The 25613-nt window shown below is 72.2% G+C and carries 21 protein-coding genes and 4 pseudogenes; 8 read left to right on the top strand and 17 right to left on the bottom strand.

Annotated elements, in window-relative coordinates; all coding sequences use genetic code 11:
- Positions 1-73 precede the first annotated feature (73 nt).
- Both ACIRP7_RS21395 and ACIRP7_RS21390 read right to left on the bottom strand, forming a co-directional pair.
- The gene (locus ACIRP7_RS21395; RefSeq protein ID WP_403661633.1) at positions 74-1582 is read right to left on the bottom strand and encodes a metallophosphoesterase family protein; all 1509 of its coding nucleotides are present in this window, start codon (positions 1580-1582) and stop codon (positions 74-76) included.
- A gap of 117 nt (positions 1583-1699) precedes the next feature.
- Entirely contained in the window at positions 1700-2578 is an 879-nt protein-coding gene (locus ACIRP7_RS21390; RefSeq protein WP_403661630.1) for an MHYT domain-containing protein, read from the bottom strand.
- Positions 2579-2851: 273 nt separating this feature from the next.
- On the opposite strand from ACIRP7_RS21390, the gene ACIRP7_RS21385 reads away from it, so the two are divergent.
- On the top strand, positions 2852-3634 hold the full coding sequence (locus ACIRP7_RS21385) for an SDR family oxidoreductase (protein WP_403661627.1): 783 nt from the start codon (positions 2852-2854) through the stop codon (positions 3632-3634).
- Between the two features lie 12 nt (positions 3635-3646).
- Here the strand turns inward: ACIRP7_RS21385 and ACIRP7_RS21380 are convergent, their stop codons facing one another.
- From ACIRP7_RS21380 to ACIRP7_RS21350, 7 genes and pseudogenes are all read right to left on the bottom strand, one after another.
- Positions 3647-3826 (bottom strand): hypothetical protein, encoded by a 180-nt coding sequence (locus ACIRP7_RS21380; protein ID WP_403661625.1) that lies wholly within the window; start codon positions 3824-3826, stop codon positions 3647-3649.
- Positions 3827-3887: 61 nt separating this feature from the next.
- Positions 3888-4073: an alpha/beta fold hydrolase gene (locus ACIRP7_RS21375; RefSeq protein WP_403661622.1), complete on the bottom strand. Its 186-nt coding sequence runs from the start codon at positions 4071-4073 to the stop codon at positions 3888-3890.
- Between the two features lie 139 nt (positions 4074-4212).
- Positions 4213-4627: pseudogene (locus tag ACIRP7_RS21370) on the bottom strand (nucleoside deaminase); the annotation flags it as partial.
- Between the two features lie 472 nt (positions 4628-5099).
- Positions 5100-5792: a 2-phosphosulfolactate phosphatase gene (locus ACIRP7_RS21365; RefSeq protein WP_403661619.1), complete on the bottom strand. Its 693-nt coding sequence runs from the start codon at positions 5790-5792 to the stop codon at positions 5100-5102.
- A 177-nt stretch (positions 5793-5969) separates the two neighbouring features.
- A complete protein-coding gene (locus ACIRP7_RS21360) occupies positions 5970-7352 on the bottom strand; it encodes a DEAD/DEAH box helicase (protein WP_403661616.1) in 1383 nt (460 codons plus the stop codon).
- A gap of 110 nt (positions 7353-7462) precedes the next feature.
- On the bottom strand, positions 7463-8218 hold the full coding sequence (locus ACIRP7_RS21355) for a dienelactone hydrolase family protein (protein WP_403661613.1): 756 nt from the start codon (positions 8216-8218) through the stop codon (positions 7463-7465).
- Positions 8219-8341: 123 nt separating this feature from the next.
- A complete protein-coding gene (locus ACIRP7_RS21350; RefSeq protein WP_403661610.1) occupies positions 8342-8962 on the bottom strand; it encodes an L-threonylcarbamoyladenylate synthase in 621 nt (206 codons plus the stop codon).
- A gap of 239 nt (positions 8963-9201) precedes the next feature.
- On the opposite strand from ACIRP7_RS21350, the gene ACIRP7_RS21345 reads away from it, so the two are divergent.
- Entirely contained in the window at positions 9202-9438 is a 237-nt protein-coding gene (locus ACIRP7_RS21345; protein WP_352389819.1) for a hypothetical protein, read from the top strand.
- Positions 9439-9694: 256 nt separating this feature from the next.
- On the opposite strand, the pseudogene ACIRP7_RS21340 reads toward ACIRP7_RS21345, so the two are convergent.
- Positions 9695-9935 (bottom strand): annotated as a pseudogene (locus ACIRP7_RS21340) (CbtA family protein); the annotation flags it as partial.
- Positions 9936-9951: 16 nt separating this feature from the next.
- On the bottom strand, positions 9952-10170 hold the full coding sequence (locus ACIRP7_RS21335) for a CbtB-domain containing protein (protein ID WP_403661607.1): 219 nt from the start codon (positions 10168-10170) through the stop codon (positions 9952-9954).
- Between the two features lie 214 nt (positions 10171-10384).
- Here ACIRP7_RS21335 and ACIRP7_RS21330 point away from each other — a divergent pair, with 214 nt between their 5' ends.
- A complete protein-coding gene (locus ACIRP7_RS21330) occupies positions 10385-11002 on the top strand; it encodes a histidine phosphatase family protein (protein WP_403661604.1) in 618 nt (205 codons plus the stop codon).
- A gap of 60 nt (positions 11003-11062) precedes the next feature.
- On the opposite strand, the gene ACIRP7_RS21325 is transcribed toward ACIRP7_RS21330, so the two are convergent.
- Positions 11063-11941 (bottom strand): alpha/beta fold hydrolase, encoded by an 879-nt coding sequence (locus ACIRP7_RS21325; protein ID WP_403661601.1) that lies wholly within the window; start codon positions 11939-11941, stop codon positions 11063-11065.
- 116 nt (positions 11942-12057) lie between these two features.
- Between ACIRP7_RS21325 and ACIRP7_RS21320 the strand changes: the two genes are divergently transcribed.
- A complete protein-coding gene (locus ACIRP7_RS21320) occupies positions 12058-14037 on the top strand; it encodes a BTAD domain-containing putative transcriptional regulator (protein ID WP_403661598.1) in 1980 nt (659 codons plus the stop codon).
- Between the two features lie 78 nt (positions 14038-14115).
- Entirely contained in the window at positions 14116-17103 is a 2988-nt protein-coding gene (locus tag ACIRP7_RS21315; RefSeq protein WP_403661595.1) for a glycosyl hydrolase, read from the top strand.
- 27 nt (positions 17104-17130) lie between these two features.
- On the opposite strand, the gene ACIRP7_RS21310 is transcribed toward ACIRP7_RS21315, so the two are convergent.
- Positions 17131-17760, bottom strand: coding sequence for a class I SAM-dependent methyltransferase (locus tag ACIRP7_RS21310; protein ID WP_403661592.1), 630 nt, complete (start codon positions 17758-17760; stop codon positions 17131-17133).
- A gap of 99 nt (positions 17761-17859) precedes the next feature.
- Here ACIRP7_RS21310 and ACIRP7_RS21305 point away from each other — a divergent pair, with 99 nt between their 5' ends.
- Positions 17860-18312: a flavodoxin family protein gene (locus ACIRP7_RS21305; RefSeq protein WP_403661589.1), complete on the top strand. Its 453-nt coding sequence runs from the start codon at positions 17860-17862 to the stop codon at positions 18310-18312.
- On the opposite strand, the gene ACIRP7_RS21300 is transcribed toward ACIRP7_RS21305, so the two are convergent.
- Both ACIRP7_RS21300 and ACIRP7_RS21295 read right to left on the bottom strand, forming a co-directional pair.
- Complete coding sequence (locus ACIRP7_RS21300) at positions 18309-19040, bottom strand: response regulator (RefSeq protein WP_403661787.1); 732 nt, start codon at positions 19038-19040, stop codon at positions 18309-18311. The genes ACIRP7_RS21305 and ACIRP7_RS21300 overlap by 4 nt on opposite strands.
- Positions 19041-19212: 172 nt before the next feature.
- Positions 19213-20511: a sensor histidine kinase gene (locus ACIRP7_RS21295; protein WP_403661586.1), complete on the bottom strand. Its 1299-nt coding sequence runs from the start codon at positions 20509-20511 to the stop codon at positions 19213-19215.
- Between the two features lie 216 nt (positions 20512-20727).
- On the opposite strand from ACIRP7_RS21295, the gene ACIRP7_RS21290 reads away from it, so the two are divergent.
- Both ACIRP7_RS21290 and ACIRP7_RS21285 read left to right on the top strand, forming a co-directional pair.
- A complete protein-coding gene (locus tag ACIRP7_RS21290; RefSeq protein WP_403661584.1) occupies positions 20728-21420 on the top strand; it encodes an ABC transporter ATP-binding protein in 693 nt (230 codons plus the stop codon).
- Positions 21417-23765: an ABC transporter permease gene (locus tag ACIRP7_RS21285; RefSeq protein WP_403661581.1), complete on the top strand. Its 2349-nt coding sequence runs from the start codon at positions 21417-21419 to the stop codon at positions 23763-23765. The genes ACIRP7_RS21290 and ACIRP7_RS21285 overlap by 4 nt, the downstream gene beginning before the upstream one ends.
- A 3-nt stretch (positions 23766-23768) precedes the next feature.
- Here the strand turns inward: ACIRP7_RS21285 and ACIRP7_RS21280 are convergent.
- Positions 23769-24938 (bottom strand): annotated as a pseudogene (locus tag ACIRP7_RS21280) (alanine--tRNA ligase-related protein).
- A 278-nt stretch (positions 24939-25216) separates the two neighbouring features.
- Positions 25217-25516: pseudogene (locus ACIRP7_RS21275) on the bottom strand (ANTAR domain-containing protein); the annotation flags it as partial.
- Between the last annotated feature and the right edge of the window lie 97 nt (positions 25517-25613).

The following is a 25613-nucleotide window of genomic DNA, read 5'->3' as shown; positions in this document are numbered from 1 at the left end:
TACTACGGCTGTGCCAACCCGGCCGTCAGGCGTGATGTTCCCGCTCGCCGGGCCGTGAAGGTCAAGGAGAAGGTCAAGTTCGGGTCAGGGGAACGGTCACCTCGTCCTCGACCGGCGGGTCGATCTCCTGGGCGAGGTTGCCGGTGGCCGCGAAGCAGCGCAGACGCACCGCCTCCGGGGTCACGTCAAGCCGCAGGAAGCACTTGAAGAACGGTGGGCTGTACGTCGCCGAGCTCGGCGAGAACAGCTGGGTGTAGATCTTGCGCACCGGGAGGCGGAACCGCGAGGTGCGGTCCGGCCGACCGCCCGCGCCCAGGAGACTGGCCACCAGTCGGATGCGGAATGTCATGCGCGGCGCCTCGCCCGGAACGCGCGTCGGCGGGATGCCGAGGCGCTCGGCGATCACCGCGGTGGCCTCGGCCTCGGTGAGGGTGAAGAAGCGGCGCAGGTGCAGCCGGCGGCCGTAGAGCCTGCTGTAGAAGGCCAGGGAGTCGCCGCGCAGGGGGTAGCAGCGGAAGTCCTTCTCGGTGACGTCGGCGATCGAGACGTGCGGGATGGTGTGCGTGGCGTGCATGAACGCGCCGCCGCCGCCCGAGACGACGTACTGGATGGTGCGGCCGTCCACGTCGACCGGATAGCGCTGGTAGTTGTGGATGTCGCCGCCTATCGCCGCGACGTAGTGGTGGTCCGGGTCGCGCACGATGTCGTCGACCGTGCCGCCGCCGTCGATGGCGCAGGGGTGGTGCTCGCCGTCCACGTACAGGGGCGAGCCCGTGATGAGGATCTTCGGGCGCGGGCCCCGGGAGACCTCGCGCAGCCAGGCGCCCTGTTCGGCGTCGATGGTGCCGAGCAGGCCGGTGTCTATGCCGATGATGCGCAGCGGGCCGGCGTCGACGGCCCAGTACGGGCCTGGCTGGACGGCCTGTTGGGACGGCTCCGCACGCAACCGGCGTGCCTCGTCGAGGTGTTGACCGTCGTCCGCGCGCGGTCGGTGCCACAGCAGGGAGCGCAGCCAGGCGCGGGTCACGGGGCGCGGCCCGGGTTCGGGGTCGAGGGGCGGGGCGTCACCGCAGAAGATGCGCATGAAGGCGCCGAGATCCTCGTACCAGTCGTGGTTGCCGGGTATCGCGTAGATCGGCGCCGGATAGTCCCGGTACGGCCGGAAGAACTTCGTGCCGTAGTCGTCCGCGCTGCCCACCGGGTAGATCACGTCACTGGCGACGACCGCGAACCGGGTGTCCTGACTGATCTTCAGAAACCCTGGTACGACGGCGTACTGCGGGTCGTCGCCCTCGCCGGTGTCGCCTATGACCATGAACGAGAAGCGCTCCGGGTCCGCCCGCCGGATCACCTTGTCGGCGGGTGCGCCGGCCGCCGCGCGCTGGGCCACCCAGCGGCTTCGGGTACGGCCCGTGGGGTCCCCGAACCAGAAGGCGACCACGCCGTTGCGGGCGGCCCACAGCGTCCTGGGGTTCAACCACGAGATCTTCTCGACCTTGGGCGGCATCAGCCGCTTGTACTCGCCGAGTCGGGTGGAGCCCCAGCCGGCGCCTTCGGCGGTATCGCGTGAGGAGTCTGACACCGGTGCACCGTAACAACGATCTAGAACGGGCCCGGAGGGGGGAGTGCCGTACAGCACTCCCCCCTCCGGGCCCGACCGGACCTCACCGGATGCGTGGGTACTCCAGGGGGACGGCTCTCAGCTCTGCGGGGTGTGCGGTGCGGCCCACTGCGGATCCTGTGGTGCGCGGGCGTGGATCACCCGGACCTCCTGGTCCTCGACGAGCGACCCGGACGGCGGTGCGGTGGGCGCGGCCGAGGGGGACGGACGGTTCCAGTCGCCGTCGCCGAGCACCAGGAGCGGGTCGAACATGACCACCACTCCGGCCAGCAGCAGAAAGATCGCCGGTCCCAGGAGCATGGGCAGCAGCAGCGAGGTGGGCGAATCGCCCGCCCACGAGCCCCCGGTCCTGTCGTGCACATGGACGCTGACCGCGGACATGCCCGTGTAGTGCATCCCCGTCACGGCGACGCCCATGATCAGGCTGGCGCCGAGGCTCGTCAGGAAGCCCCGGATCGTGACGGCCGCCCACAGCGCGGCGGTCGCGGCGACGATCGCGATGACCACGGAGAGCGTGACGACGGCCGCGTCGTACCGGATCGTCCCGTTGACGTGCAGCGCCGTCATCCCGAGGTAGTGCATCGCGGCCACGCCGACCCCGGTGATCACGCCCGCGAACGACAGGTTCAGGGCGCTGGCGCCGCGATAGCCGACGATGAACACGCCGATGCCCACGACGACGATGGCCACGGCGAGACTGAGGACAGTGAGCCCGGTGTTGTAACGGATCCGGGTCTCCACGACCTGGAAACCGATCATGGCGATGAAATGCATCGTCCAGATTCCGCAGCCGATCGATGCGGCGCCGAGCGCCAGCCATCCCGCCTTCCATGACTGGGTGCTGAGCAGGGTGCGCACGATGCAGCGCAGCCCCAGGGCCCCTCCCAGGCACGCCATCAAATAGGCGGCCACCGGGGTCACCGCGCCATAGCGGAACCCGTCAACCGTGCCTTCCATAAGCCAACTCCCCCCAGAGGCTTGGCTGGTTGTTGAGGAAGGGTTACGGCTGGCGATCCGGTAAAGCAAGGTATTACCGGAGGTAAGCGGTTATCTCTCCAGGAGCGCTGTTGAACTTTAGTCACATGGGGACGAGTTTCGGCCAAGCGGCCTCCAGCGGCTCGCGCGTGCGCCAGAGTTGAGCAATTTTCAGCATTGCCGCGGTTCCGGCGAACCTGTTCGATCGGGAAAAAGCGGTTGTCGGTTCGCCGCCGTTCGTGAACGATTCCGCCCGTGACCCCGCGCACCGATCAGCCGTCCTCCACCGCCCGCCCCCTCGCCCTGATCACCGGTGTGGGCCGCACCGCCGGGATCGGCGCCGGCATCGCCCAACGGCTGGCGGCCTCGGGGTGGGACATCGCGTTCACCTACTGGAACCCGTACGACGCCCGCATGGCCTGGGGCGCCGAGCCCGGCGCGACCGAGGCGATCGTCAGGAGCCTGTCCGAGCGGGGCGCGGCCACCGCTGCCATCGAGGCGGACCTCGCCGACCCCGAGACCCCGGCCCGGGTCTTCGACGAGGCGGAGCGACGCCTCGGGCCCGTCACCGCGCTGGTGATGAGCCACTGCGAGTCGGTCGACTCCGGCCTGCTCGACACCACCGTCGAGAGCTTCGACCGCCACTTCGCCGTCAACACCCGCGCGACCTGGCTGCTCATCCGTGAGTTCGGCCGCCGCTTCACCGTGGAACGGGGCACCGGGCGGATCATCGGCCTCACCAGCGACCACACCGTGGGGAACCTGCCGTACGGGGCGAGCAAGGGTGCCATGGACCGCATCACCCTGGCCGCCGCCCAGGAACTCGGCCACCTCGGCGTGACCGCCAACGTCATCAACCCCGGGCCCGTGGACACCGGTTGGATGACCGAGGAGGTCCGCGCGCACTGTCTCGGTGCCACGCCGCTCGGACGCCTCGGCACCCCGCAGGACACCGCCCACCTGGTGGACTTCCTGTGCTCGCGGGAGGGCCAGTGGGTCAACGGGCAGCTGCTGAAGAGCAACGGGGGCTTCGCGTAAGGCGGTTGCAGCTCAGCCGCCGTCCCTCATGAACTCGCCCAGGAGCGGCACCATCTGGAACGTCCGCTGCATGAGGGCCATGTGCGTGGTGGCGGGCAGGACGGCCAGCGGTGCGTGCGCGGCCGCCGAGACCTTGGCGAGGAAGTCCTGGAAGCGCTCGGGGGGCGCGAGGGCCGCGTGTGTGTCGGCCATCTCCTGGAAGTCGTCCTGGCTGGGCAGTCGGGGCGAGCTGTAGTCCGGGACGCGGACCTCGTCATGGGCCCCGGTCCTGGGTGTACATGGTGGCGGCGAGCGCGCGCCGTCCCACGCGCTCCGGGTGCCGCACCGCGATCTCCGGCGCGGTCAGCCCGCCGAGGCTGAACCCGAGGAAGTCGGCCTGCGCAATGCCGAGTTCGTAGAGCAGCGCCACCACGTCCGACGCCGGACCCGACACCGTCATCTCACGGTCGGTGTCGGCGGTGTGGCCGTGCCCCTGCAGTATGGGTGGGTGCCGCCCCTTTGGAGAGGCGAGCGTACCCAGGTGCGTTCCGCTGGTGGCGGGCTCTGACCTGGGCTCGGCGGTCAGCGGTAGTAGGGCTCTCGACCGCGGCCCGCACCTCGTCGAGCAGCGCGGGGCCGTCCTGCGGCACGGGCGGTCGGCTGCTGCCCGGCCTGATGTCCAGGAGCTGTTCGTTGGACAGGGCGAACACCACTCGCCGCAGTCCTGCCCATTGGATGACGGCATTGCACATCCCGCACGGCTGGCAGCTGGTGTACATGGTGGTGCCTGCCGCCGTCTGCGCGTCGAGTTCTCTTGCGGCCCACCTCGCCAATTTAAGTTCCGGGTGTGCGGTGACGTCGTTGTCGGTGAGGGGTGGTGTTGTGCTCCTCGGCCAGGATCGTCCCGTCCGGTCCTGCCAACAGAGATCCAAAGGGTGGGTTGCCGCTCGCGCGTGCCTTGGCCGCGAGAGAGATGACCCGTCGGAGCAGGGTGTGGTCGTCGGGTGTGGTCATGACTGCTCCCTCGTGGTGCGGGGTGGGGTGCTGGACGGGAGAAGGCGCGCGGCCACGGTGGCGAGTGCCTGCCGGGCCGCCTGCGGGTGACATGTCGCGTGGGGGTCGCCCCGAAACTGCGGGACCTCGCCGTCCGGCGCCCTGTGCGCGAGGGCCCTGCGCTGGGCCACCGCCTCGGGGGGCGGATTGACCAACGGGCCCTCGGATTCCGGCGTCGACGCTGCGGATTGGGAGCCACCCGGAGCCATCCCACCAGCGCGGACGCCCCCGCCTCCGTCACCCGGTCCCACGGGATACCGAGAAACCACAGCAGCCGGAACCAGCGCTGGAGGTCGTAGCCGTAGCTCCTGACGGTCAACGGCCGGTTGTCGTCCAGGGTGAGACCCAAGCCGTTCTGCGGAAGTCGTATGCAGTCGTATGCAGTCGTATGTGAGGAAGACCCTTCGCGGCCGCGGAAGTCATCGGCGTGGTGTCATCTGGGCGGGGCGGGCACCGGCCGCAGCACCATCAGGGGGCCTTCGCGCCCCGCGAGCATCGCGAACGGGAACCGGTCGGCCTCCAGACAGAGGCCGACGTCGTCCAGGTGGACCCCCGGCAGTCCCCGCCGCGCACCCTGCGCCAGCTCGGCCGCCCAACGGGACTCTCGCGCACGACGGAGATACGGTTCCGCGTCCACCTCGGCGGACTCGACGCGCCGCCCGATGTACTCGGCGCACGCGCGATCCTCCTCGGCCCGCCCCTCCTCGCCGGTGACGACGAACGTCACCTCTCGCGCGCCAGAATCCCGCAACAGCCGCGCGGTCGCACCGGCCACGACGAAGCTCGCGCACAGCAGCAGCCGGGCGTCGGCCACGGCCAGGGCGCCCACCGTCCCCGAGGTCGTCTTCTGCACGATCGTGCGGCCGGCGAGGTCGTGCGTCGCCAGCATGGCCGGGGAGTTGAACGCGTCGAACCCAGGCGCGGGCGCACCGTCCTTGAGGGCCAGCCAGCCCGGATGACGGGCCTTCAGCTCCAGGGCCTCCTCCTCCGAGGAGGCCAGGACGATCTTCTCGGCACCACCGTCGAAGGCGCATGCGGCCACCGTGAACGCGCGAAGAACATCGATGACGACGGCGACGGCGGGAGTCCGCGTCACCTCCGGAATACCGAGGAAACGAGAGCGCATCCGGCTCATACTGCCCGAGCGCGGCCGTACGCGGTCACGAATATCACTGCGCGCACAAGCCGCCGCCACGCAGCGACGACTGGTCGGCCGCCGCCGCCATCCCGCCGGTTCGGGTTTTCGGGTCGACCGGAGGCCACTCCCGAAGCAGAGACGTTCCGACGCCGAGCAGCGGCGCGCTCAGCCGCCGCGGCGCACCTGGGCGGCCCTGCGGGCCTCTGCGAGCTTGCGGGCCTCGCCTGCCTTCCGGGACTTGCCGCCGGTGCCGCGCGAGGTGTCCTTGCTGGTGCCCAGCCCGCGGAAGGGGGTGTTGGTGTTCTTGGGCCGGGGCGCGGCGGGCCCGCGGTCGAGCGGGGTGCCGGAGGGCGCCTTGGCCCCGGTGATCCGGCTCAGCTCCGCCTCGCCCGAGCGCACCTTGGTGACGGTGGGCTCGATGCCGGCCTCGGTCATCACACGGCTCGTCTCGCGTCGCTGGCCCGACAGCACCAGGGTGACGACCCTTCCGGACTCACCCGCCCGGGCGGTGCGGCCCGCGCGGTGCAGATAGTCCTTGGCGTCGGTCGGCGGATCCACGTTGACCACGAGGTCCAGGTCGTCGACGTGCAGGCCGCGCGCCGCGACGTTGGTGGCGACCAGGACGGTGACCTGCCCGTCCTTGAACTGAGCGAGCGTACGGGTGCGCTGCGGCTGGGACTTGCCGCTGTGCAGGGCCGCGGCGTGCACCCCGCTGGTCCGCAGATGCCGGGTGAGCTGGTCGACGCCGTGCTTGGTGTCCAGGAACAGCAGTACGCGGCCGTCGCGGGCGGCGATCTCCGTGGTGATGGCGTACCGGTCGGGGCCGTGCACGACCAGGAGGTGGTGGTCCATCGTCGTGACGGCGCCCGCAGACGGGTCGACCGAGTGGACGACGGGGTCGCTGAGGTAGTCGCTGACCAACTGGTCGACATCACGGTCCAGGGTGGCCGAGAACAGCATCCGCTGCCCCTCGGGCCGCACCTGGTCGAGCACCTCCGTGACCTGCGGCAGGAAACCCAGATCGCACATCTGGTCGGCCTCGTCGAGCACGGTGATCCGCACCCGCCCCAGGCGACAGGCCTTGCGCTCCACGAGGTCGTGCAGCCGGCCGGGGGTGGCGACGACCACCTCGGCGCCCTCCCGCAGCGCGGCGATCTGCCGGCCGATCGACATACCGCCGACGACCGCGGCCATCCGCAGCCGGAGCGCCTCGGCGTACGGTGCCAGTGCCTCGGTGACCTGCTGGGCGAGCTCCCGGGTGGGCACCAGGATCAGCGCGAGGGGCTGCTTCGCCTCCGCGCGCTGCCCGGCCGTCCGGACGAGCAACGGGAGACCGAACGCGAGTGTCTTGCCCGATCCGGTACGTCCCCGCCCAAGGACGTCACGTCCCGCCACGGCGTCGGGCAGCGTGGCCGCCTGGATCGGGAACGGCTCGCGCACACCGCGCTCGGTGAGGGCGCGCAGCACCTGGTCCGGGAGTGCCAGGTCGGCGAAGGAGACGGTGGGGGACGCCGTGCCGGGGTGGTCCGGGTGGTCGGGGTGGTCCATGAGGAGCCTTCCGCAGAGGGGACGTACCGAGGAAGGCCCGGCAGGAAGTCATGAGCGCGCAAACGTTAAACGGTAACACAAAGTGATGGTGGGGTCGGGTGCATGAACGTCTAGAACGTCCGCTTGAGCAGGTCGAGCAGTGCCGCCCAGTGCCGTTCGTCGCCCTCGGGGTGGTACGAGGCGGTGTCGGCCTGGGTGAAACCGTGCGGGGCACCGTCGTAGACCTCGCAGCGGTGGCGGACCCCGGCCTCGGTCAGTGCCGCGGCGAGGCGCTCGATCTGCTCCGGGGGCAGTGACGGGTCGTCGTCGGCGTGACCGAAGTACAGCTCGGCGGTGACGTTGCCGGCCACCAGGTGCGGACTGTCCGGAGCGTCGGTCGCCAGGCGCCCGCCGTGGAAACCGGCCGCCGCGGCCACCCGGTCCGGATAGGTGCCGGCGGTGAGAAGGGACAGCCGTGCGCCCATGCAGTAGCCGGTGAGAGCGACCGGACCGTCGGTGGCCTCGGGGCGGTCGGCCAGCCGGCGCAGATAGGCCCCGGCGTCCCGCATCGCCAGTTCGGGCGTCAGTGCCTGCATGACCGGCATGATCTGCTTGAAGATCTCCGGCCGCGCGCCCGGGTCGATGAACTCGGGCAGCTCGAAGACCGGCGCGCGCCCGTGACGGTAGAACACGTTGGGCACGAGGACCGTGTAGCCGGCCCCGGCGAGCCGGTCGGCCATCGACCTCAGCTGGGGGCGCAGCCCGAAGGCGTCCTGGAAGAGCAGAACGGCCGGCCGTGGCGCACCGTCGGCCGGGTGGGCCAGATAGGCGTCGGCGGTGCCGTCCTCGGTGGGGATGTCGACGGCGGTTCCCTGTACGGAGGTCATGGGGGTACCTCTCTGCGCATGGCAGGGCGAGCAGGTCGCCGACCCGGCGGAACCGGGCCGGGGCACATGGTTGCACGCATCATCCACCCGGCCGCCGCGGCCCCCTCCCGCTTGAGCGCCGCTTTACTCGAACCGGCTGGTGTCACCCGCGCCGTGCCGGACGATCTCCGCCTCGCCGCCCGAGAAGTCGATCACCGTCGTCGGTTCGGTACCGCAGTCCCCGGAGTCGACGACCCCGTCCAGCACATGGTCGAGACGGTCCTTGATCTCCCAGCCCTGGGTCATCGGTTCCTCCTCGTCCGGCAGGAGCAGGGTGCTCGACAGCAGCGGCTCCCCGAGCTCGGCGAGCAGCGCCTGGGTGACGACATGGTCGGGGATGCGCACGCCGACCGTCTTCTTCTTCGGGTGCTGGAGCATGCGCGGCACCTCCTTCGTCGCCGGGAGGATGAAGGTGTAACTGCCGGGCGTCGACGCCTTGATCGCGCGGAACACGTCCTTGTCGACCCGTACGAACTGGCCGAGCTGCGCGAAGTCCTGGCAGACCAGGGTGAAATGGTGGCGGTCGTCCAGACGCCGGATGGTCCGGATCCGGTCGATGCCGTCGCGGCTGCCCAGCCGGCACCCGAGCGCGTAGCAGGAGTCCGTCGGATACGCGATCAGCGCGTCCGAGCGGATGCTCTCGGCGATCTGGGAGATGATGCGGGGCTGCGGGTTGTCGGGGTGCACGTCGAAGTACTTCGCCATCCGTCGAGCTTATGCGGTCGGCGCACGGCGGCGACGCAGACCCGGGGTGGCGGCGACCGGCGCCGTCGAGACTGAGCCGCCCGCCCTCCCTTTCCTTCGCACCCGCCCGCACCTCCGTACCGTGCACCGCGAGGGACCGGTCGCGTTCCCGTGGCGGATTTTCTGCCCCGGCGTGGACTGACCTGCGCACGGCGGGTACTCGTCCGGCTCCGGAACGACTACCGCTCGAGGAGGCCGGAATGACCAGCAGCACGGAGACCGGCGGCGCGACCGGCACGCCGGACAAGGACTACAACCTGATCTGGTATGTGGAGGCGTGCCTGAGCAACGCGCTGCGACTGGAGAGCTACATCGAGGACGCGGAACGCGGCAAGGACACCGAGGTCGCCGACCTGTTCCGCAAGGCCCAGGCGGACAGCCGCAAGGGCGCCGAGATCGGCAAGAAGCTCCTGCGCGCCCGCCTGAACGGCGGCTGACCCGGGAGGTGCGGAAGGGCCGGACAGACGGGTGTCCGGCCCTTCCGTCGTGCCCGGAGAACGTGTTGTCGTGCCTCCGGCCGAAACCGACGGGCAGGGGAACACGGTCGTCCCGAGTCGGGCGGCGCCCACAGCGGCCGAACAGCGGTAACCGGTCTTCCGTACCCCAGGGGGGAGGCGTACGCCGACCGGATACGGAGAGGCTCGTGCCGCGACGAGGACGACACCGCCAGGACCCGGCGGCCTCGAAGTGCTCCGCGGCGCCGCCGATGGCGACTGGCGAAGACGAGGACGCCGGTGGCCGGCCCGGCGGTCGACTGCACGGAACGGCTGACCAGTTCCTCGCCGTGTTCGTGGGAGCCGGCCTCCTCGAAGGCGATGGCCGCGTCCACCGGGCCCTCCCCGACCAGGTGGGCGAAGACGAATGCCAGGACACCGGCGCCGAGCCCGGCGAGCATGCCGCGCGCCAACAGGGTACGTACGACTGTGGAGTTCATGAGGGTCCGCCCCGCCTCAGTGGCAGGGGAAGCCGAGCAGGTGGCGTGCGTCGTGCACCCACTCGTGGACGCCCTCGCCGGAGACGAGTGCGGTGGCGCCCTGTTCGGCGCCGACGAAGTACAGCAGGACCAGCATCAGGACGCCGAAGAGGACGGCCCAGGGGACGAGCGCCCGCACCGGCAGTGGTGCGAGGGCAGGGGTGGTGGGTGTGGGGGCGGCAGTGGACTGCGCCATGGCGAGACCTCCTCGGGAACAACGCGTCCCGTGTCATGTGGGGCACTCGACGACGGCGTGGGGTCTGACTCACCACACCTCGTCGGCCGAGGGGTGGCACACAGTGGCGCGACCGTGCCGGGACTGCACCGGACTTCCGTGGCGCCGTCGTCCTTGTCGTCCCAGGTGGTAGGGGCAATGCGCGCCTCGGCCAACAGGGCGTACGGCACCTACGATGAACCACCCCAGGCGACTCGTCGAAAGGGCCCGTATGACCGTCCGGCTCACCCTGCTGTGCGCCGCAGCCCGTACGGAACGCGCCGTCCGCTTCGCCGACGACCCCCTCGACGAGCGCGCGCTGCACCGGGTGCGGGCCGTCGCCGGATCCCTCCCGCAGGCCGCCACCCGCTGCATGGCACCCTCCCGGCGCTGCACCGAGACGGCCCGGACCCTGGGCTGGGAGTCCGTCACGTCGCAACCGGCGCTGCGCGACCTCGACATGGGCTCCTGGTACGGCCGCACACTCGACGAGATCGCGGCGGGCGACGCGTCGGGGCTGGCCGGTTGGCTCGCCGACCCGGGGGCGGCGCCGCACGGCGGGGAGAGCGTGACGCAGCTCTGCGACCGCGTGGCCGCCTGGCTGGACGCGCTGCAGCCCGACGTGGGGCGCGTGCTCGCGGTGGTCGAACAGGCGGTGGCGCGGGCCGCGGTGGTGCACGCGCTCGGGGCACCTCACCAGGCGTTCTGGAGAGTCGACGTGCCGCCGCTGTCCACCGTCGAACTCACCGGCCGCGGCGGCCGCTGGAATCTGCGGATGGCCGAGCTGCCGTCCACCCCGCGTCCACCGTGGTGAGAGCCGGGTCAAGTCCCGGCGCAGGATGGTGCGCCCCTTGCCGCCGACTCCGAGGCACGGTCAGCGAAGAACGAGCTCCCGCAGGGCCTTCACCACGTCCCCCGGCGCCTCCTCCGCCATGAAGTGACCGCAGGAGACGGTCGTATGACGAAGGTCGTCGGACCAGGCCTCCCACAGCGCGGTGGCGTCGTAGCCGAGCGCGGACCCCCAGTCCTGCTGGAGCACGGTCACCGGCATGCCGAGCCGGTGCTCCGCGGCCCGGTCGGCCTGGTCGTGCTCGACGTCGATGCCCGCGGAGGCGCGGTAGTCGGCGACGATCGACGGCACCGCCTCGCGGCAGGCCCGCAGGTACTCGGCACGGACGTGGGGCGGGATCGCGTCGGGCCGGTTCGCCCACAGGTCGAGGAAGTGGCCGAAGAACGCGTCCGCGCTCGCGGAGATCATCCGCTCGGTGAGGCCGGGCGGCTGGGCCATGAGGTAGAGGTGGAAGGCGACTGCCGCCGACGTGCCGTGCAGGGCGTCCCACATGTCGAGCGTCGGCAGGATGTCCAGACAGGCCAGGTGGGAGACCGCGTCCGGGTGGTCGAGGCCCGCGCGGAAGGCGACCAGTGCGCCCCGGTCGTGGCCGGCCAGCGCGAACCGGGGGTGCCCGAGGCGGCGTGCGAGGGTGACGATGTCGTCGGCCATGGTCCGCTTGGAGTAGGTGTGGGGGCCGTCCTCGCGCGGCTTGTCGCTGTCGCCGTAACCGCGCAGGTCGGGGCAGATGACGGTGTGGTCGGCCGCCAGGTCCGCCGCGACGTGGCGCCACATCAGATGGGTCTGCGGGAAGCCGTGCAGCAGGACGAGGGGTGTGCCGGTGCCTCCTACGGCCGTATGGAGGGACACGCCCTCGGCGACGGACACGCGGTGGTACTCGAATCCGGGGATGACGGTTTTCACGGTAGGGCTTCCTTCGTTGGGGCTGTACGGGGGAGACGTCCGGGCCCGGAGTCGCCCATGTGCTCAGCGTCCGGGGAGCGAATGAGCAATGGATGAACGCGTGTACGTTGAGGTGCGTGCGCGTGGTCGAGTTCGGAGTCCTGGGGTCCGTGGCCGCCTGGGGCGAGAGCGGGGAACCGATCGCCCTCAAGGGCCCGAGGCACCGCGCCGTGCTGGCCCGTCTCCTCGTCGCCCGCCGCAGGGTCGTGCCCGTCCCCCGTCTGGTGGAGGACCTGTGGGGCGGGGAGCCGCCGGCGGACGCGGTGGGCACGGTCCGGACCTTCGTCGCCGGGCTGCGCCGCGCGCTGGAACCCGAGCGGCCCCGCCGGTCCCCGTCCCGTCTCCTCGTCACCGAGGGCCCCGGTTACGCCCTGCGCGCCGAACCCGCCCACGTGGACGCCTGGCGGTTCGAGCACGCCGTCGCCGCCTCGGCGGATCTGCTGCCCGCCCAGGCGGTGGCCCGGCTGACCGAGGCTCTGGAGCTGTGGCGTGGCCCCGCCTACGCCGACTTCGCCGAGGAGCCATGGGCGCGCGCGGAACGCTCCCGGCTCGCCGCGCTCCGGCTGACCTCCGTCGAACGCCGGGCCGAGGCCCAGCTCGCCCTCGGCGCCGCCGCCGACGCCGCCGCGGAGCTCGACGCCCACGTGGCCGAGCACCCCTGGCGGGAGGACGCCTGGCAGCTGCTCGCCCTCGCCCTGTACCGCTCCGGCCGCCAGGTCGACGCCCTGTCCGTCCTGCGGCGCGCACGGCAGCTGCTGCGCGAGCACCTCGGCGTGGAGCCGGGCCCGCGGCTGCGCCGGACCGAGCAGGACATCCTGCGGCACGCCGACCACCTGGACCCGGGCCCCTCGGACACGGCCGCACAGGTGTGGGCCGAGGCCTCCGCGTCGTACGAGAGCATGGTCCCGCCGCGGGCCCGTACCCGTCTGGAGTCGACCGCCGGGCTGATGCGTGATCTCGCCGTCACCGGGGGCGGCGGCCTGGAGGCGGCACGACGCCACCGCGCCGCGGCCGTGGCGGCGGCCGAGCAGCTGGGCGATCCGGAGCTGACGGCCCGTGTCATCGGCGTCTACGACGTCCCCGCCGTCTGGACCCGCTCCGACGATCCGGCCCAGGCCGAGCGGCTGGTGGGCGCGGCGGAACGCACCCTGCGCCTCCTGCCGCCGGGCGCGCCCGAGGCGGCGAGGGCCCGGCTTCTGGCCACCGTGGCGGTGGAGTCCCGCGGCACCCTCCCCGACGGGACACGCGCCCTCCAGGCGGCCCACCAGGCCGTGGCCGGCGCACGCCGACTCGAGGACGCCAACCTGCTCGTCTTTGCCCTGAACGGCCTGTTCATGCAGACCTTCGAACGCGCCGGACTCGCCGGCCGGCGGGACGGCATCGGCGCGGAGATCACCGAAGTGGCCGCGCGGCACGGCCTGTTCACCTACGAGGTCCTCGGCCACCTCATCCGGCTGCAAGCCCACTGCGCCACCGCCGACTTCACGGCCGCCGACCGGCACGCGGCCGCCGCCGACGCGCTCGCCGAACGCCACGCACTGCCCCTCGTCGCCGTGTTCACCACGTGGTACCGCGCACTGCGCACCGCGGCGACCGAGCCTCCGCACCTCGGTGAGTCCGCGTACCGCGCCGCCGCCAGGTTGCTTGACGGCGCCGGCATGCCCGGCCTGGAACACGGACTGCTGCCGCTGGCCCTGCTGTGCCTCCGGCTGCACCACGGCCTCCCCGTCGCCGCCGACCCGCACACCGACTGGGGCCCGTACGAGCCATGGGTACGCCCCCTGTTGGTGCTCGCCGAGGGGTGCGACCAGGACGCCGTACGCCTGCTGGCCGCTGTCCCCTCCCCGCCGGGGGACCTGCTGTACGAGGCCCTGTGGAGTCTGCTCGCCCGCGCGGCCGTCCAGGTGGACGACCGCCCGCTGATGCGGCGCGCCCAGGAGGCACTCGGCCCCGCCAGGGGTGAACTCGCGGGCGCCGCGAGCGGGTTGCTCACCGCCGGTCCCGTCGCGGACCATCTGGACGCCCTGGCCGCCGCGTTGGCGGTGCACGCATCTTGACCTTGGTCGAGACGGAGGCTTAGCGTTCGGGCGTTCACCGTGATTGAAACGATTCAATATCCATCTGGGGGCGCTCACATGCATGAAGCCATCCCGCAGCGCGGTGGGATATCCCGACGCGCGGTCCTGGCCGCCGGGCTGACCGTCGGCGCCGTCGCCGCGCTCGGGGTGGCGGTCCCGGCCGCGGCCTCGGGGGCGACCGCCGACTGGTTCGCGGCCCCGGTGAAGTCCGTGCGGCCCATGTTCCGTTGGTGGTGGCCGGACGGTCTGGTGGACCCGGACGAGATCGCCCGCGAGATCGACCAGATCGCGGACGCGGGCTTCGGCGGTGTGGAGATCGCCGCCGTCCACCACAGCATCAGGGACAAGTCGGTCCTGGACACCGCGCACCACGGCTGGGGGAGCGGACCCTGGCGGGACGGTGTCGAGGCCGCGTTGCGCCGCGCGGCGAGACGGGGGCTCACGGTCGACCTCACCCTCGGCCCCAGCTGGCCCGTCGCAGTCCCCGGTCTCACACCCGACGACGAGGCCGCCGCAAAGGAACTCGCCCACGGCCGTGTCTCGTTGACCGGCGGGAGCACCTACCAGGGACCGGTCCCGCAGCCCGTCCATGCCCCGGCCGCAGGGGTGAGCCGCCAACAGCTCCTCGCCGTCCAGGCCGCCCGGGTCGAGCCCGCCAACTCGACCCGCAAGGAGACCGGCCTCGACCTGGACAGCGTCCAGGACCTCACCGCCACCGTCACCGACGGCGCACTGACCTGGACCGCGCCCGAGGGCGGCGACTGGGTGCTCATCTCCTACTGGGTACGTGGGTCGGGCCAGCAGCCCGAGTCCGGACCCCACTCCACCCCGGCCGCCTACGCCGTCGACCACTTCAGCCCGGCCGGCACCACCGCGGTCACCTCCTACTGGCAGGACCACCTGCTGACACCGTCCCTGCGGCGCCTGCTGAGAGCCGCGGGCGGCTCCTTCTTCGAGGACTCCGTGGAGCTGGAGACCGACGGCCTGACCTGGACACCCCTGCTGCCCGAAACCTTCGAGAAGCACACCGGACGGCCCCTGCTGCCGTACCTGCCCGCCCTCGTCCTGGACAACGGCAACCAGGTCTTCGCCTTTGAGGCCCAGTTCACCCGCCAGATCCGGCACGACTTCTGGGAGACCGTCTCCGGTCTCTTCAACCGCAACCACCTGACCGCCCTGCGGGACTGGGCACACACCCTCGGCATGACCCTGCGCTCACAGCCGTACGGCCTCCAGACGGACGCCATCGCCGCGGCCGCGATCCTCGACGTCCCCGAGGGCGAGTCGCTCGGCTTCAAGAACCTGGACGACTACCGCTGCCTGGCCGGCGGCCGGGACATGGCCGGACGGACCGTCCTGTCCTGCGAGGCGGGCGCCTACAACGGATCCGCCTACAGCACCACTTGGGACCGCTTCCTGCGGACCATGGGCGGCGCCTACGCGGCCGGCGTCAACCAGACCGTCGTGCACGGTTTCTCCTACGCCACCGCCCCCGGCGCCAACTGGCCGGGGTTCGCGGCCTTCAGCCCGTACAACGGCACCGCGGGCTACGGCGAGTCGTGGGGCCCGCGCCAGCCCACCTGGCGGCACGTCGAGGACATCTCCGGCTACCTGGGCCGCGTCCACCAGGTGCTCCAGAGCGGCACCGCCAGAGCCGACGTCGCCGTGTTCCGGCAGACCGGCTACACCGCCACCGGCATCGGCGCCTCCTGGTTCACGGCGACCGGTGTCCCGCTCGGCTGGACCCACCAGTTCCTCAGCGGCCCCCTCCTCGACCTGCCCTCCGCCACCGTCTCCGGCGGCCGGCTCGCCCCCGAAGGGCCCGCCTACAAGGCGCTGTTCGTCGAGGGCGACTTCTTCTACGGCTCCACGCCCACGCTCGCCGTCGAGGACGCCCGCAGGATCCTCGCCCTGGCGGAGGCGGGGCTCCCCGTGGTCCTGTTCGGCGCCTTCGACCAGGTGCTGACCCCCGGCGTCCCGGACCAGGGCGAGACGGACCGGCTGCGCGGGCTTCTCGGCCGGTTGCTCGCCCTGCCCCGTGTCGTGCGGGTCACCGACAAGGCCGCGGTCGGCGACGCCCTCACCGCACTGGGCGTGAGTGCCGACGTGCGGCACGCGACCGCGTCCACGCTCCTCAACGCCCACCGGGTCACCGCCGACGCGGACTTCTACTACCTGTGCAACGGCAAGCACGCCGAGACGGTCAAGCCGCCCGTGGCCGCGATCGACCACGACGTCACGCTGCGCCGCACGCACGGCCGCCGGACGGTGCCGTATCTGCTCGCTCCCTGGACGGGCGAGGTGACCCGGCTCGCGCGCTACACCGAGGACGGGGACGATGTCACCCTGCGGGTGACGCTCCAGCCGGGTCAGACGATGATCGTCGCCCTGGGGCGGCCGGGCCTGTTCGGCGACCGGCACGGCGGCAGCCCCCACGCCGAGGCCACCGACGCCGACGCGGTGCTGTTCACCGAGAGCGGGCTGACCGTGCGCGCCCGCACGGCCGGTACCTGGACCACACGCCTGTCCCGGGGCCGCACCGTCACCACGAGGACCCCCGCCGTGCCCGCGCCGATCACCCCGGCCCGCTGGGAGTTGCACGTGGACGACTGGTACCCGGGCCCGGACGCCATCCGGACCGCACACGTCCGGCGCAGCCTCACCCTCGACACGCTCAGGCCCTGGTCCCAGATCCCCGAGCTGGCCGACTCCGCGGGCGTCGGCCGCTACCGCACCACGGTCACCCTGCCGGCCGACTGGACGCCGTCCCACGGTGCCGAGTTGGAGCTGGGCCAGGTCAGCGACACGTTCCGGGTGAGCGTCAACGGCCGGCGGCTGCCCGCGGCCGACCGGCTCCACCCCGTCGTCGACCTCGGCCCCTTCCTGCGGCGCGGTGCGAACACCCTCGAGATCGAGGTGACGACCCCGCTCATCAACCGGCTCAGGGTCGAGCAGCCCACCGTGTTCGGCGGGGTCGCCCGCCAGGACCACGGTCTGGTGGGGCCGGTGCGGCTGGTGCCGTACGTGCAGGTGGCCGTGCGCTGACCGACCGATGAAGGCGTACTCGCAGTCCTACGGAAGAGTGCAGTAGAGGAACACATGCGGTTCGGTGGCGCCCTCGGGGTGGTCCGGGGTGAACTCCGCGAAATGCTCGGACTCCACCGTCAGACCCGCGTCGCGTACCACGGCGGCCACGTCCTGGGCGGCGAAACTGGTCGCCCGGACGGGCTGGCCCATGAACTCGACCGCCAGGTCCTCCACGTCGGCCGGCACGGTGGCGAGTACCAGAGTCCCACCCGGCCGCAGGGCCCGGGCCAGCCGCCCCAGCACCTCGGACTGTTCGGCGCGGGTCATCTGGAGCAGCGAGAAGTACACGCAGACCGCGTCGAACGAACCCTCCTCCAACGGCAGTTCACGGATGTCGGCGCGACGGAACGTGGCCTGCGGCACCTGCCGCGTGGCGAGGTCGACCATGACGGGGGAGACGTCCACCCCCAGCACCTCGTGGCCGGCGGCGGTCAGCGTCGACGCGGTGGGCCGGCCGGTGCCGCTGCCGACGTCCAGGACCCTGCTTCCGGGAGCCAGCCTTCCGAGCAGCCACTCCAGCGAGGCCAGGTGAGCCTCCGAACGGGCGAAGGCCTTCTCGTACGCCAACCCCAGCGCATCGAAGACCGCTGCTGCCCGCTGCCCTTTGTCGGCCATGACTTCGCTCCCCCGTCGCGGTTCCCGGCATCGTAGCCCGGCGGTGCCCGGCCAGGGCACGGCTTGCGGACGAAAGCCGGGGCAGGGCAGGGTTCGACCGTGGCCACCTTGCTGATCGTGCATCACACGCCCTCGCCCAACTGCCAGGCGATGTTCGAGGCCGTCGTCTCCGGGGCCACGGCGCCGGAGATCGAGGGCGTGCGGGTCGTACGGCGCGCGGCCCTGTCCGCCACCGCCTCGGACGTGCTGGAGGCGGACGGCTACCTGCTCGGCACCCCGGCCAACCTCGGCTACATGTCCGGCGCCCTCAAGCACTTCTTCGACCAGATCTACTACCCGTGCCTCGACGAGACGCGCGGCCGTCCCTTCGGCTGCTACGTGCACGGCGGCAACGACGTCACCGGTGCCCTGCGCGGCATCCAGTCGATCACGACCGGTCTCGGCTGGCGGCGTGCGGCCGAACCGGTGACCGTCACCGGCGAACCGGGCAAGGCCGACATCGAGGCGTGCTGGGAGCTGGGGGCGACGGTCGCGGCCGGGCTGATGTCCTAGGGGTCCCGCGAGGCGCCTTCCGCGGTACCGCCCGGCGTGATCAGCCCGCTCTCGTAGGCGAGGACGACCGCCTGGACGCGGTCGCGCAGCTCCAGCTTGGACAGGATCCTGCCGATGTGCGTCTTCACCGTGGTCGGGCTGAGGAACAGCCGCTCCGCGAGCTCGGCGTTGCTGAGCCCCGTCGCCAGCAGCCGCAGCACCTCCAGCTCGCGCGGGGTCAGCCCGGACAGGTCCCGGTGCAGCTCGGCCGAGGGCACCGCCTCCTCCCGCTGGGCGAAGCGCTCGATCAGGCGACGGGTGATCGTGGGCGCCAGCAGGGCGTCCCCGGACCGCACCAGCCGAATGGCGGCCACCAGATGCTCGGGCGTGACGTCCTTGAGGAGGAAACCGCTGGCCCCGGCGGTGAGCGCGGCGTAGACGTAGTGGTCGAGGTCGTACGTGGTCAGGATGATCACGCGGATCTCGCCCGCGGTGTCTTCGGCCAGGATCCGCCGGGTGGCCTCGATGCCGTCCATACCAGGCATCCGGATGTCCATGAGGACGACGTCGGGGCGGGTCCGCCGGACCGCGGCGACCGCCTCCGCCCCGTCCGCCGCCTCCGCGGTCACCTCGATGCCGTCCGCGGTGAGGATCATCCCGAACCCGGTCCGTACGAGGGCCTGGTCGTCGGCGATGACGGCCCGCAGCCTGTCGCCGTCGAGGCCGGTGCCGGCGTGGATGCCGTTCATGCCGTCCGTCACCGCTGCCACTCCTCGCCCGTGCCGTGCGCCGACGACGCGGCCCGACCGAACCGCCGGTCCGCCGAGGAGGCCGTGCCTCGGGTTCGCGGGGCTGTCGCCGGGGCCGCTGCGCCGCTCGGTCGGTCTGGCGACCCGACAGGGTGGGCCCGGCCGTGGCCGTTCACGTCGTCCGCCACGGCACCTCCGCCCTGATTCGGAAGCCACCGGCGAGGGTCGGGCCCGCCGTCAGCGCGCCACCGTAGACCGCGAGCCGCTCGCGCAGGCCGATCAGCCCGCGGCCGTTCCCGTCCGCGGGCACCCCGTCGCGGACCGCGCCGGTGTCCATGACCTCGATCTCCAGCCGGTCGCCGGACCAGCCGACGGTGACGACGGCCTCGGCGCCGGGCGCGTGCTTGAGGGTGTTGGTCAGCGCCTCCTGGACCACCCGGTACGCCGTGAGGTCCACGCCGGGCGGCAGCGGGTCCGGGGGCAGGGAGACCGCGACGCCGACCGGGGTCCCCGCGGCCCGCACCCGGTCGATCAGGGCGTCCAACTGCCCGAGCCCCGGCTGCGGTTCGAGGCCGTCGGCGGGGGAGTCCGCACGGCCGGTGTCCGGGGCGGCCAACAGGCCCATCACGTGCCGGAGTTCCGCCATCGCGGCCCGGCCCCCGGCCTCGACCGCGAGCAGCGCCTCCTTGGACCGCTCCGGGGCCGCGTCCATGACCTTGCGCGCGGCGCCCGCCTGGATGACCATCACGCTCACATTGTGGGTCACGACGTCGTGCAACTCCGCGGCGATCCGGGCCCGTTCCTCCGCCACGGCCCGGCGGGTCGCCTCCTCGTGCGTCCGTTCCAGCGCCGCGAACCGGTCCCGGCTGGCCGCGAGGCGCCGCCGCCCGAACCGCACCACGCTGGCCAGCACCCCCGCCACCAGCAGCACCACCCCGGGACTCGACCAGCCGGGCAGCACCGGCTCCGTCGACCGGAAGGCCACCCCGGCGAGGACGGCCGCAACGACGAGCCCGGCCATCGCGCCCGCCCGGTGCCGGCTGTGCGTCACCGCGCTGTAGGTGCCGATCACGCAGGTCAGGACGTTGATCCAGGAGGCGTCGTCGCCGATGGCCAGCCCCGCGCAGAGCACCACCGCGAACACGGTCAGCGGAAACCGCCGACGCGCCGCCAGCGGCAGTGCCGACAGCACGACCAGGACCCAGGGCGGTGCGGAGACCGGTTCCTCGATCCGCACGCCCGGGAGCACGGGAGGCCGGGGCGGCACCGGCACGCCGTCCGCGTACCTCGACACGCGCACCGGCCCGTCGCCGGGATAGCGCGACGCGACCACCAGCGCGACCACCGTCAGCAGCACGGCCAGCAGCACGTCGAACCACACCGACCGCCGCGACAGCGCGGCGCCCTTCGCCTCCGGCCGCAGCGCGACACGCACCTGCCGACGCCATCCCCGCAGGTACTCCGTCTCCATGCGCTCATTGTCGCGGCCCCGGTCCCGCCGCGCGTCCGTCTCCACGACCAACACCCCGTTCTACGGGCGTACTTCGCAGGGATGACCCCCGGCCGGGTCCTCCGCACGGAGGGCCGCATGTCGGTGCCCCGGCCGACGCGCCCGCCGCCCGCCCGCCCATACCTTCGCCACGCCGACAAGGACACGACCCGACAAGCGACAGGACGGGCACCTCCCATGACCGCAGTGATCGAACTGAAGGGCGTGGCCAAGCGCTACGACACCGCCGGCGCACCCGCGCTCGGACCGCTCGACCTCTCCGTCGCCCAGGGCGAGGCCCTCGCGGTGACCGGTCCTTCCGGCAGCGGCAAATCCACGCTGCTGAACCTCGTCGCGGGCCTCGACAAGCCGACCGAGGGCACCGTGACCGTCGCCGGGCAGCAGATCGACCGGCTCGGCGAGCACGCCCTGGCCCGGTTCCGCCGGGAAAGCGTCGGCATGGTCTTCCAGTTCTTCAACCTCCTCGACGACCTCACCGTGCTGGACAACATCCGGCTTCCCGCCCAGCTCACCGGGACCTCACGGCGCAAGACGGAGGCCCGGGCACGTGAGCTCCTGGCGGTCCTGGGCATCGAGAAGCACGCCCACGCCTACCCCGGCCGGCTCTCCGGCGGTGAACGCCAACGCGTCGCCGTCGCCCGGGCTTTGGTGAACCGGCCCGCCCTGCTGCTCGCCGACGAACCGACCGGCGCCCTCGACAGCGCCTCGGGCCAGGACGTCCGGGAGCTCCTCGTCGACCTGCACCGCGGCGGCCAGACCATCGTCCTCGTCACCCACGACCCGGCCCTGGCCGAGGCCTGCGCGAGCCGGACCGTCCACCTCGTCGACGGCCATGTCGCTCTCGACTCCCGCGCCGGGGCCGTGCGATGACCGGCCCGCTCGTCCGCGTCGTACGTTCCGGGGTGAGCCGGCGCCGGGTGCAGACCGTCGTCATCTCCATCGCCACGATGATGGCCGTGGCAGCGGCCGTGGTCGCCGGTTCCCTCATGGTCGTCTCGAACGCGCCCTTCGACCACGCCTTCGCCGAGCAGAACGGCGCCCATGTCACCGCCGAGTTCGACCCGGCCAAGGTCAGCGCCGAGCAGCTCGGGGCCACCGGGAAGCTGGCGGGTGTCACGGCGAGCGCGGGACCGTACCCCACCACGATCCTGCGGGCGACCGACTCGTCCGGCCGCCGGCCTCCTGCCATGACCCTGGTCGGACGCCCCGGCCCGCAGGCCGAAGTGGACGATCTGGACCTCACAACCGGCCGGTGGGCGAGGAAACCGGGCGAGATCGTGCTGAGCTCCTCCTACCAGGGGCCCGCCTTCCAGGTGGGCGACACCCTGACGGCCTCCGGCACGACTCTCACGGTCGTCGGCTTCGCCACCTCGGCCGGCAGGACCGCCGACGCGTGGACAACTCCCGTACAGGTCACGGCACTCGCCGCGAAGGACACCCCGGTCAACAGCCAGATGCTCTACCGCTTCGACTCGGCGGGCTCGAAGGGCGACATCGCCGCGGACCGCAAGAAGCTCCTCGCCGCCGTCCCGACCGGGGCGCTCCTCGGTACCCAGTCCTACCTCGACACCAAGCGTGCCGCCGACCGGGGAGCCGCCCCGACCATCCCCTTCCTCGTCGCCTTCGGGGTCCTCGGCATCGTCATGTCGGTGATCATCGTCGGCAGTGTCATCAGCGGTGCGGTCGGTACCGGCCTGCGCAGGATCGGCATCCTCAAGGCCATCGGCTTCACCCCGCGCGAAGTCGTCCGCGCCTACGTGGCCCAGGCGCTCATCCCGGCGACCGGGGGCATCGCGCTCGGAGTCGTCCTCGGCAACCTGCTGGCCGTCCCCCTCCTCGACGACACCGAGCAGGCGTACGGCACCGCCACCCTGTCCGTCGCCTGGTGGGTGGACCTCGTGGTGCCCGCCGGCGCGCTGCTGGTCGTCGGGATCGCGGCCTTCGTCCCCGCGCTGCGGGCCGGGCGGCTGCGCACGGTAGAGGCCATCGCCGTCGGCCGGGCCCCGCGCACCGGGCGGGGCCAGTGGGCGCACCGCGCGGCGGGCCGGCTGCCGCTGCCCAGGGCGGTGACCTACGGCCTCGCCAGCCCCTTCGCCCATCCGGTCCGTGCCGTCGCGATGCTGCTCGCCGTGGCCTTCGGCACGATCGCGGCGACCCTCGCCGTCGGACTCACCTCCTCACTGAACGAGGTCAACGCGGTACAGGACCCCGAGAACCGTTCCGCGGTCACCGTCTTCACCGGCGGCCCGAGCGTCGCGGGCGGCGAGCACGTCCCGGCGCCGGGCACCCCGGAGCCCGAGCCGGCCGACCCGGCGAAGGTGAGCGCCGCCATCAAGGCGCAGTCGGGCACCGCCTCGTTCTACGGGATGGGCCAGCAGGACGCCACCGTGGCCGGGGTCTCCGGAATCGTCCGGGCGACCCTGTACCAGGGCGACTCCAGCCGCGGCGGCTACGCCATGGTCTCCGGGCACTGGCTCACCGGCGCGGGCCAGGTCGTCGTGCCCGGCCAGTTCCTGGACACCACCGGCAGCGAGATCGGCGACACCGTACGCGTGACCGTCGGAAAGGAGACGGCCACCTTAAGGATCGTCGGCGAGGCCTTCGGCACCTCCGACGACGTGATGGAGATCCAGGCGAACCTCGCGGACTTCCCCGCGACCAGGCCCCAGGTGTTCCTCGTCGACGTGAAGCCGGGCGTCTCCCCGGTCGCGTACGCCGAGAAGCTCGCCGCGCGGATCGAGCCCCTCGGCGCCGACGCCCGGGCCAACGCCCCTTCCCAGGGGGACAACTTCGTGGTCATCCTGAACGCGATGGCCGCGCTTCTCACCCTGATGCTCGTGTCCGTCGCGGCCCTCGGCGTCCTCAACTCCGTCCTCCTGGACACCCGGGAGCGCGTCCACGACCTCGGCGTGTGCAAGGCGCTCGGCATGTCGCCCCGGCAGACCGTGGGCCTCGTCCTCGCCTCGGTGGCCGGCATCGGCGTGCTCGGCGGTCTCGTCGGCGTCCCCGCCGGATACGCGCTGCACGGCTTCCTGCTCCCGGTGATGGGACACGCGGCGGGCACCGGCCTGCCCAGGTCCGTCCTCGATGTCTACGACACCCCGCAGCTGCTCCTGCTGGGCCTGGCCGGTGTCGTCATCGCCCTGCTGGGCGCGATGATCCCGGCGGGCTGGGCGGCGCAGGCCCGCACGGCGACGGCCCTGCGCACCGAGTAGCCGTCACCCCTGTCGGCGCAGGCTCAGCACCAGGTCGCGCGGCAGACCGTGGGTGTCGTGGAGGTACTCGTAGTCCTCCTCGTTCAGCGGCCCCCGGTACCGCGGCCCGGACAGCAGACGCCGGCCCCGCTCCAGCAACCCGTCGAACCGGCGTTCCTCCTCCAGCAGCACGTCACGGACGAACCCTGTCCCGCAGTCCGTGCGGAAGTGGTCCAGCGTGTGCTGGAGGAGCTCGACCGGCAGGTCGGAGAGGGTGCGGGACGGGTCGTCGCGCCGCAGGGTGGTGAGCAGGCGGCGCACGACGCGGCGCAGGACGTAACCGCGGCCGGTGTTGGACGGCCGTACCCCGTCGCCGATGACGACGACACCGGAGCGCAGATGGTCGCAGACCAGACGCAGCGACGGCCCGTCGAGTCGCCACAGGGACGGCAGCAGTCGCAGCCATGGTTCGAACAGGTCGGTGTCGTAGACCGAGTTGCGGCCCTGCAGCACGGTGACCAGGCGTTCCAGTCCCATGCCGGTGTCGATGCCGGGGCGCTCAAGGGGCTAAAGCGAGCCGTCCTCGAGGCGCCGGTAGCGCATGACGACGTGGTTCCAGATCTCCACCCAGCGCGGGTCGGTGGTGGGGGTGCCCCGCGGCGGGGTGCCGCCGGTCCACACGAAGATCTCCGAGTCGGGGCCGCACGGGCCGACGGGCCCGTTGGACCACCAGTTGTCCTCCCCGGTGAGCTCCACGGGGACCTCCAACTCCTCCCAGGTGCGCAGGGATTCGAGGTCGGGGCCCACCTGCTCGTCACCGCCGAAGACCGTGACGTGGAGTCTGTCGTGGGGGATGCCGAAACCGTCGCGGAGCAGCTCGTACCCCCAGCGCAGGCTCTGCGAGTGGCCGTAGTCGCCGAGCGACCACGAGCCGAGCATCTCGAACACCGTCAGGTGCGTGGAGTCACCGACCTCGTCGAGGTCGGTCGTCCGCAGACAGCGCTGCACGTTCACGAGACGGCGGCCCCGGGGATGCGGGCGGCCCTCCAGATAGGGAGTGAGCGGATGCATCCCCGACGTGGTGAAGAGCACCGGGTCCCCGGGCGGGGGCAGCAGTGTGCTGCCCGTGATCAGGTGATGTCCGCGCTCGCGGTAGAAGTCGGTGAAGACGCCTACGGTCCGGTCCGTGTCCATGGCGGTGGTCCTTCGGTCTCGTGGGACCGGAAACGACCACGGCAGCAGCGCGAGAAGAGGCCTTGCACCGGCGGTCCGTTTCCGGCCGCCGGGGGAGAGGGGGGAGGTCAGGCGTCGGCAGCCGGTGAGCTGGTCGCTCGCGCGTCTGCGGTGTGGGTACGGCTGATGACCTCCATGTGATCAACGGTACGCACAGGTCTCCTGCCCGTCACCCGATTTTCCCGGGGAGGGCGATGCCGGGACTCGTGTACCGATGTACCGGCCGACGATCGACCGGCCCCGTGCTCGGCCTGTGCCTCGACCAGCGCCCTGCGCAGGGCCCGGCGGATCTCCGCGGGCAGGCTGCCGGCGTCGGGCCAGCGCACGACGTGCCGGGCGACATCCCGCAGCTTGATGTTGGTGTGCTGGGACACGGTCTTGAGAACCTCCCACCCCTGCTCGGGGCGGAGACCGCTGACGGCGAGGACGACACCGATCGCCTGATCGACGACGGCGTGCGAGACAAGGGCCTGCCGGAGCTGGGCGACTTCCGCCTGGAGTTCCTCGATCTTCTCGACCAGCTCTTCGCGTTCCGTCATGTACGGCCTGTCGCCCTCTTCGCCCATTGCCCGGCGACTCCGGCGGTCGCCGCCCGTTCCAGCCTGCACACCGCTGACCGGGCCTGACGAGCCGACG

It is taken from the genome of Streptomyces sp. NPDC102270, from assembly GCF_044766405.1.
Taxonomy (GTDB): Bacteria; Actinomycetota; Actinomycetes; order Streptomycetales; family Streptomycetaceae; genus Streptomyces.
Note: the sequence above shows the minus strand (reverse complement) of the source record. Positions and strands in the feature narration are given on the sequence as shown.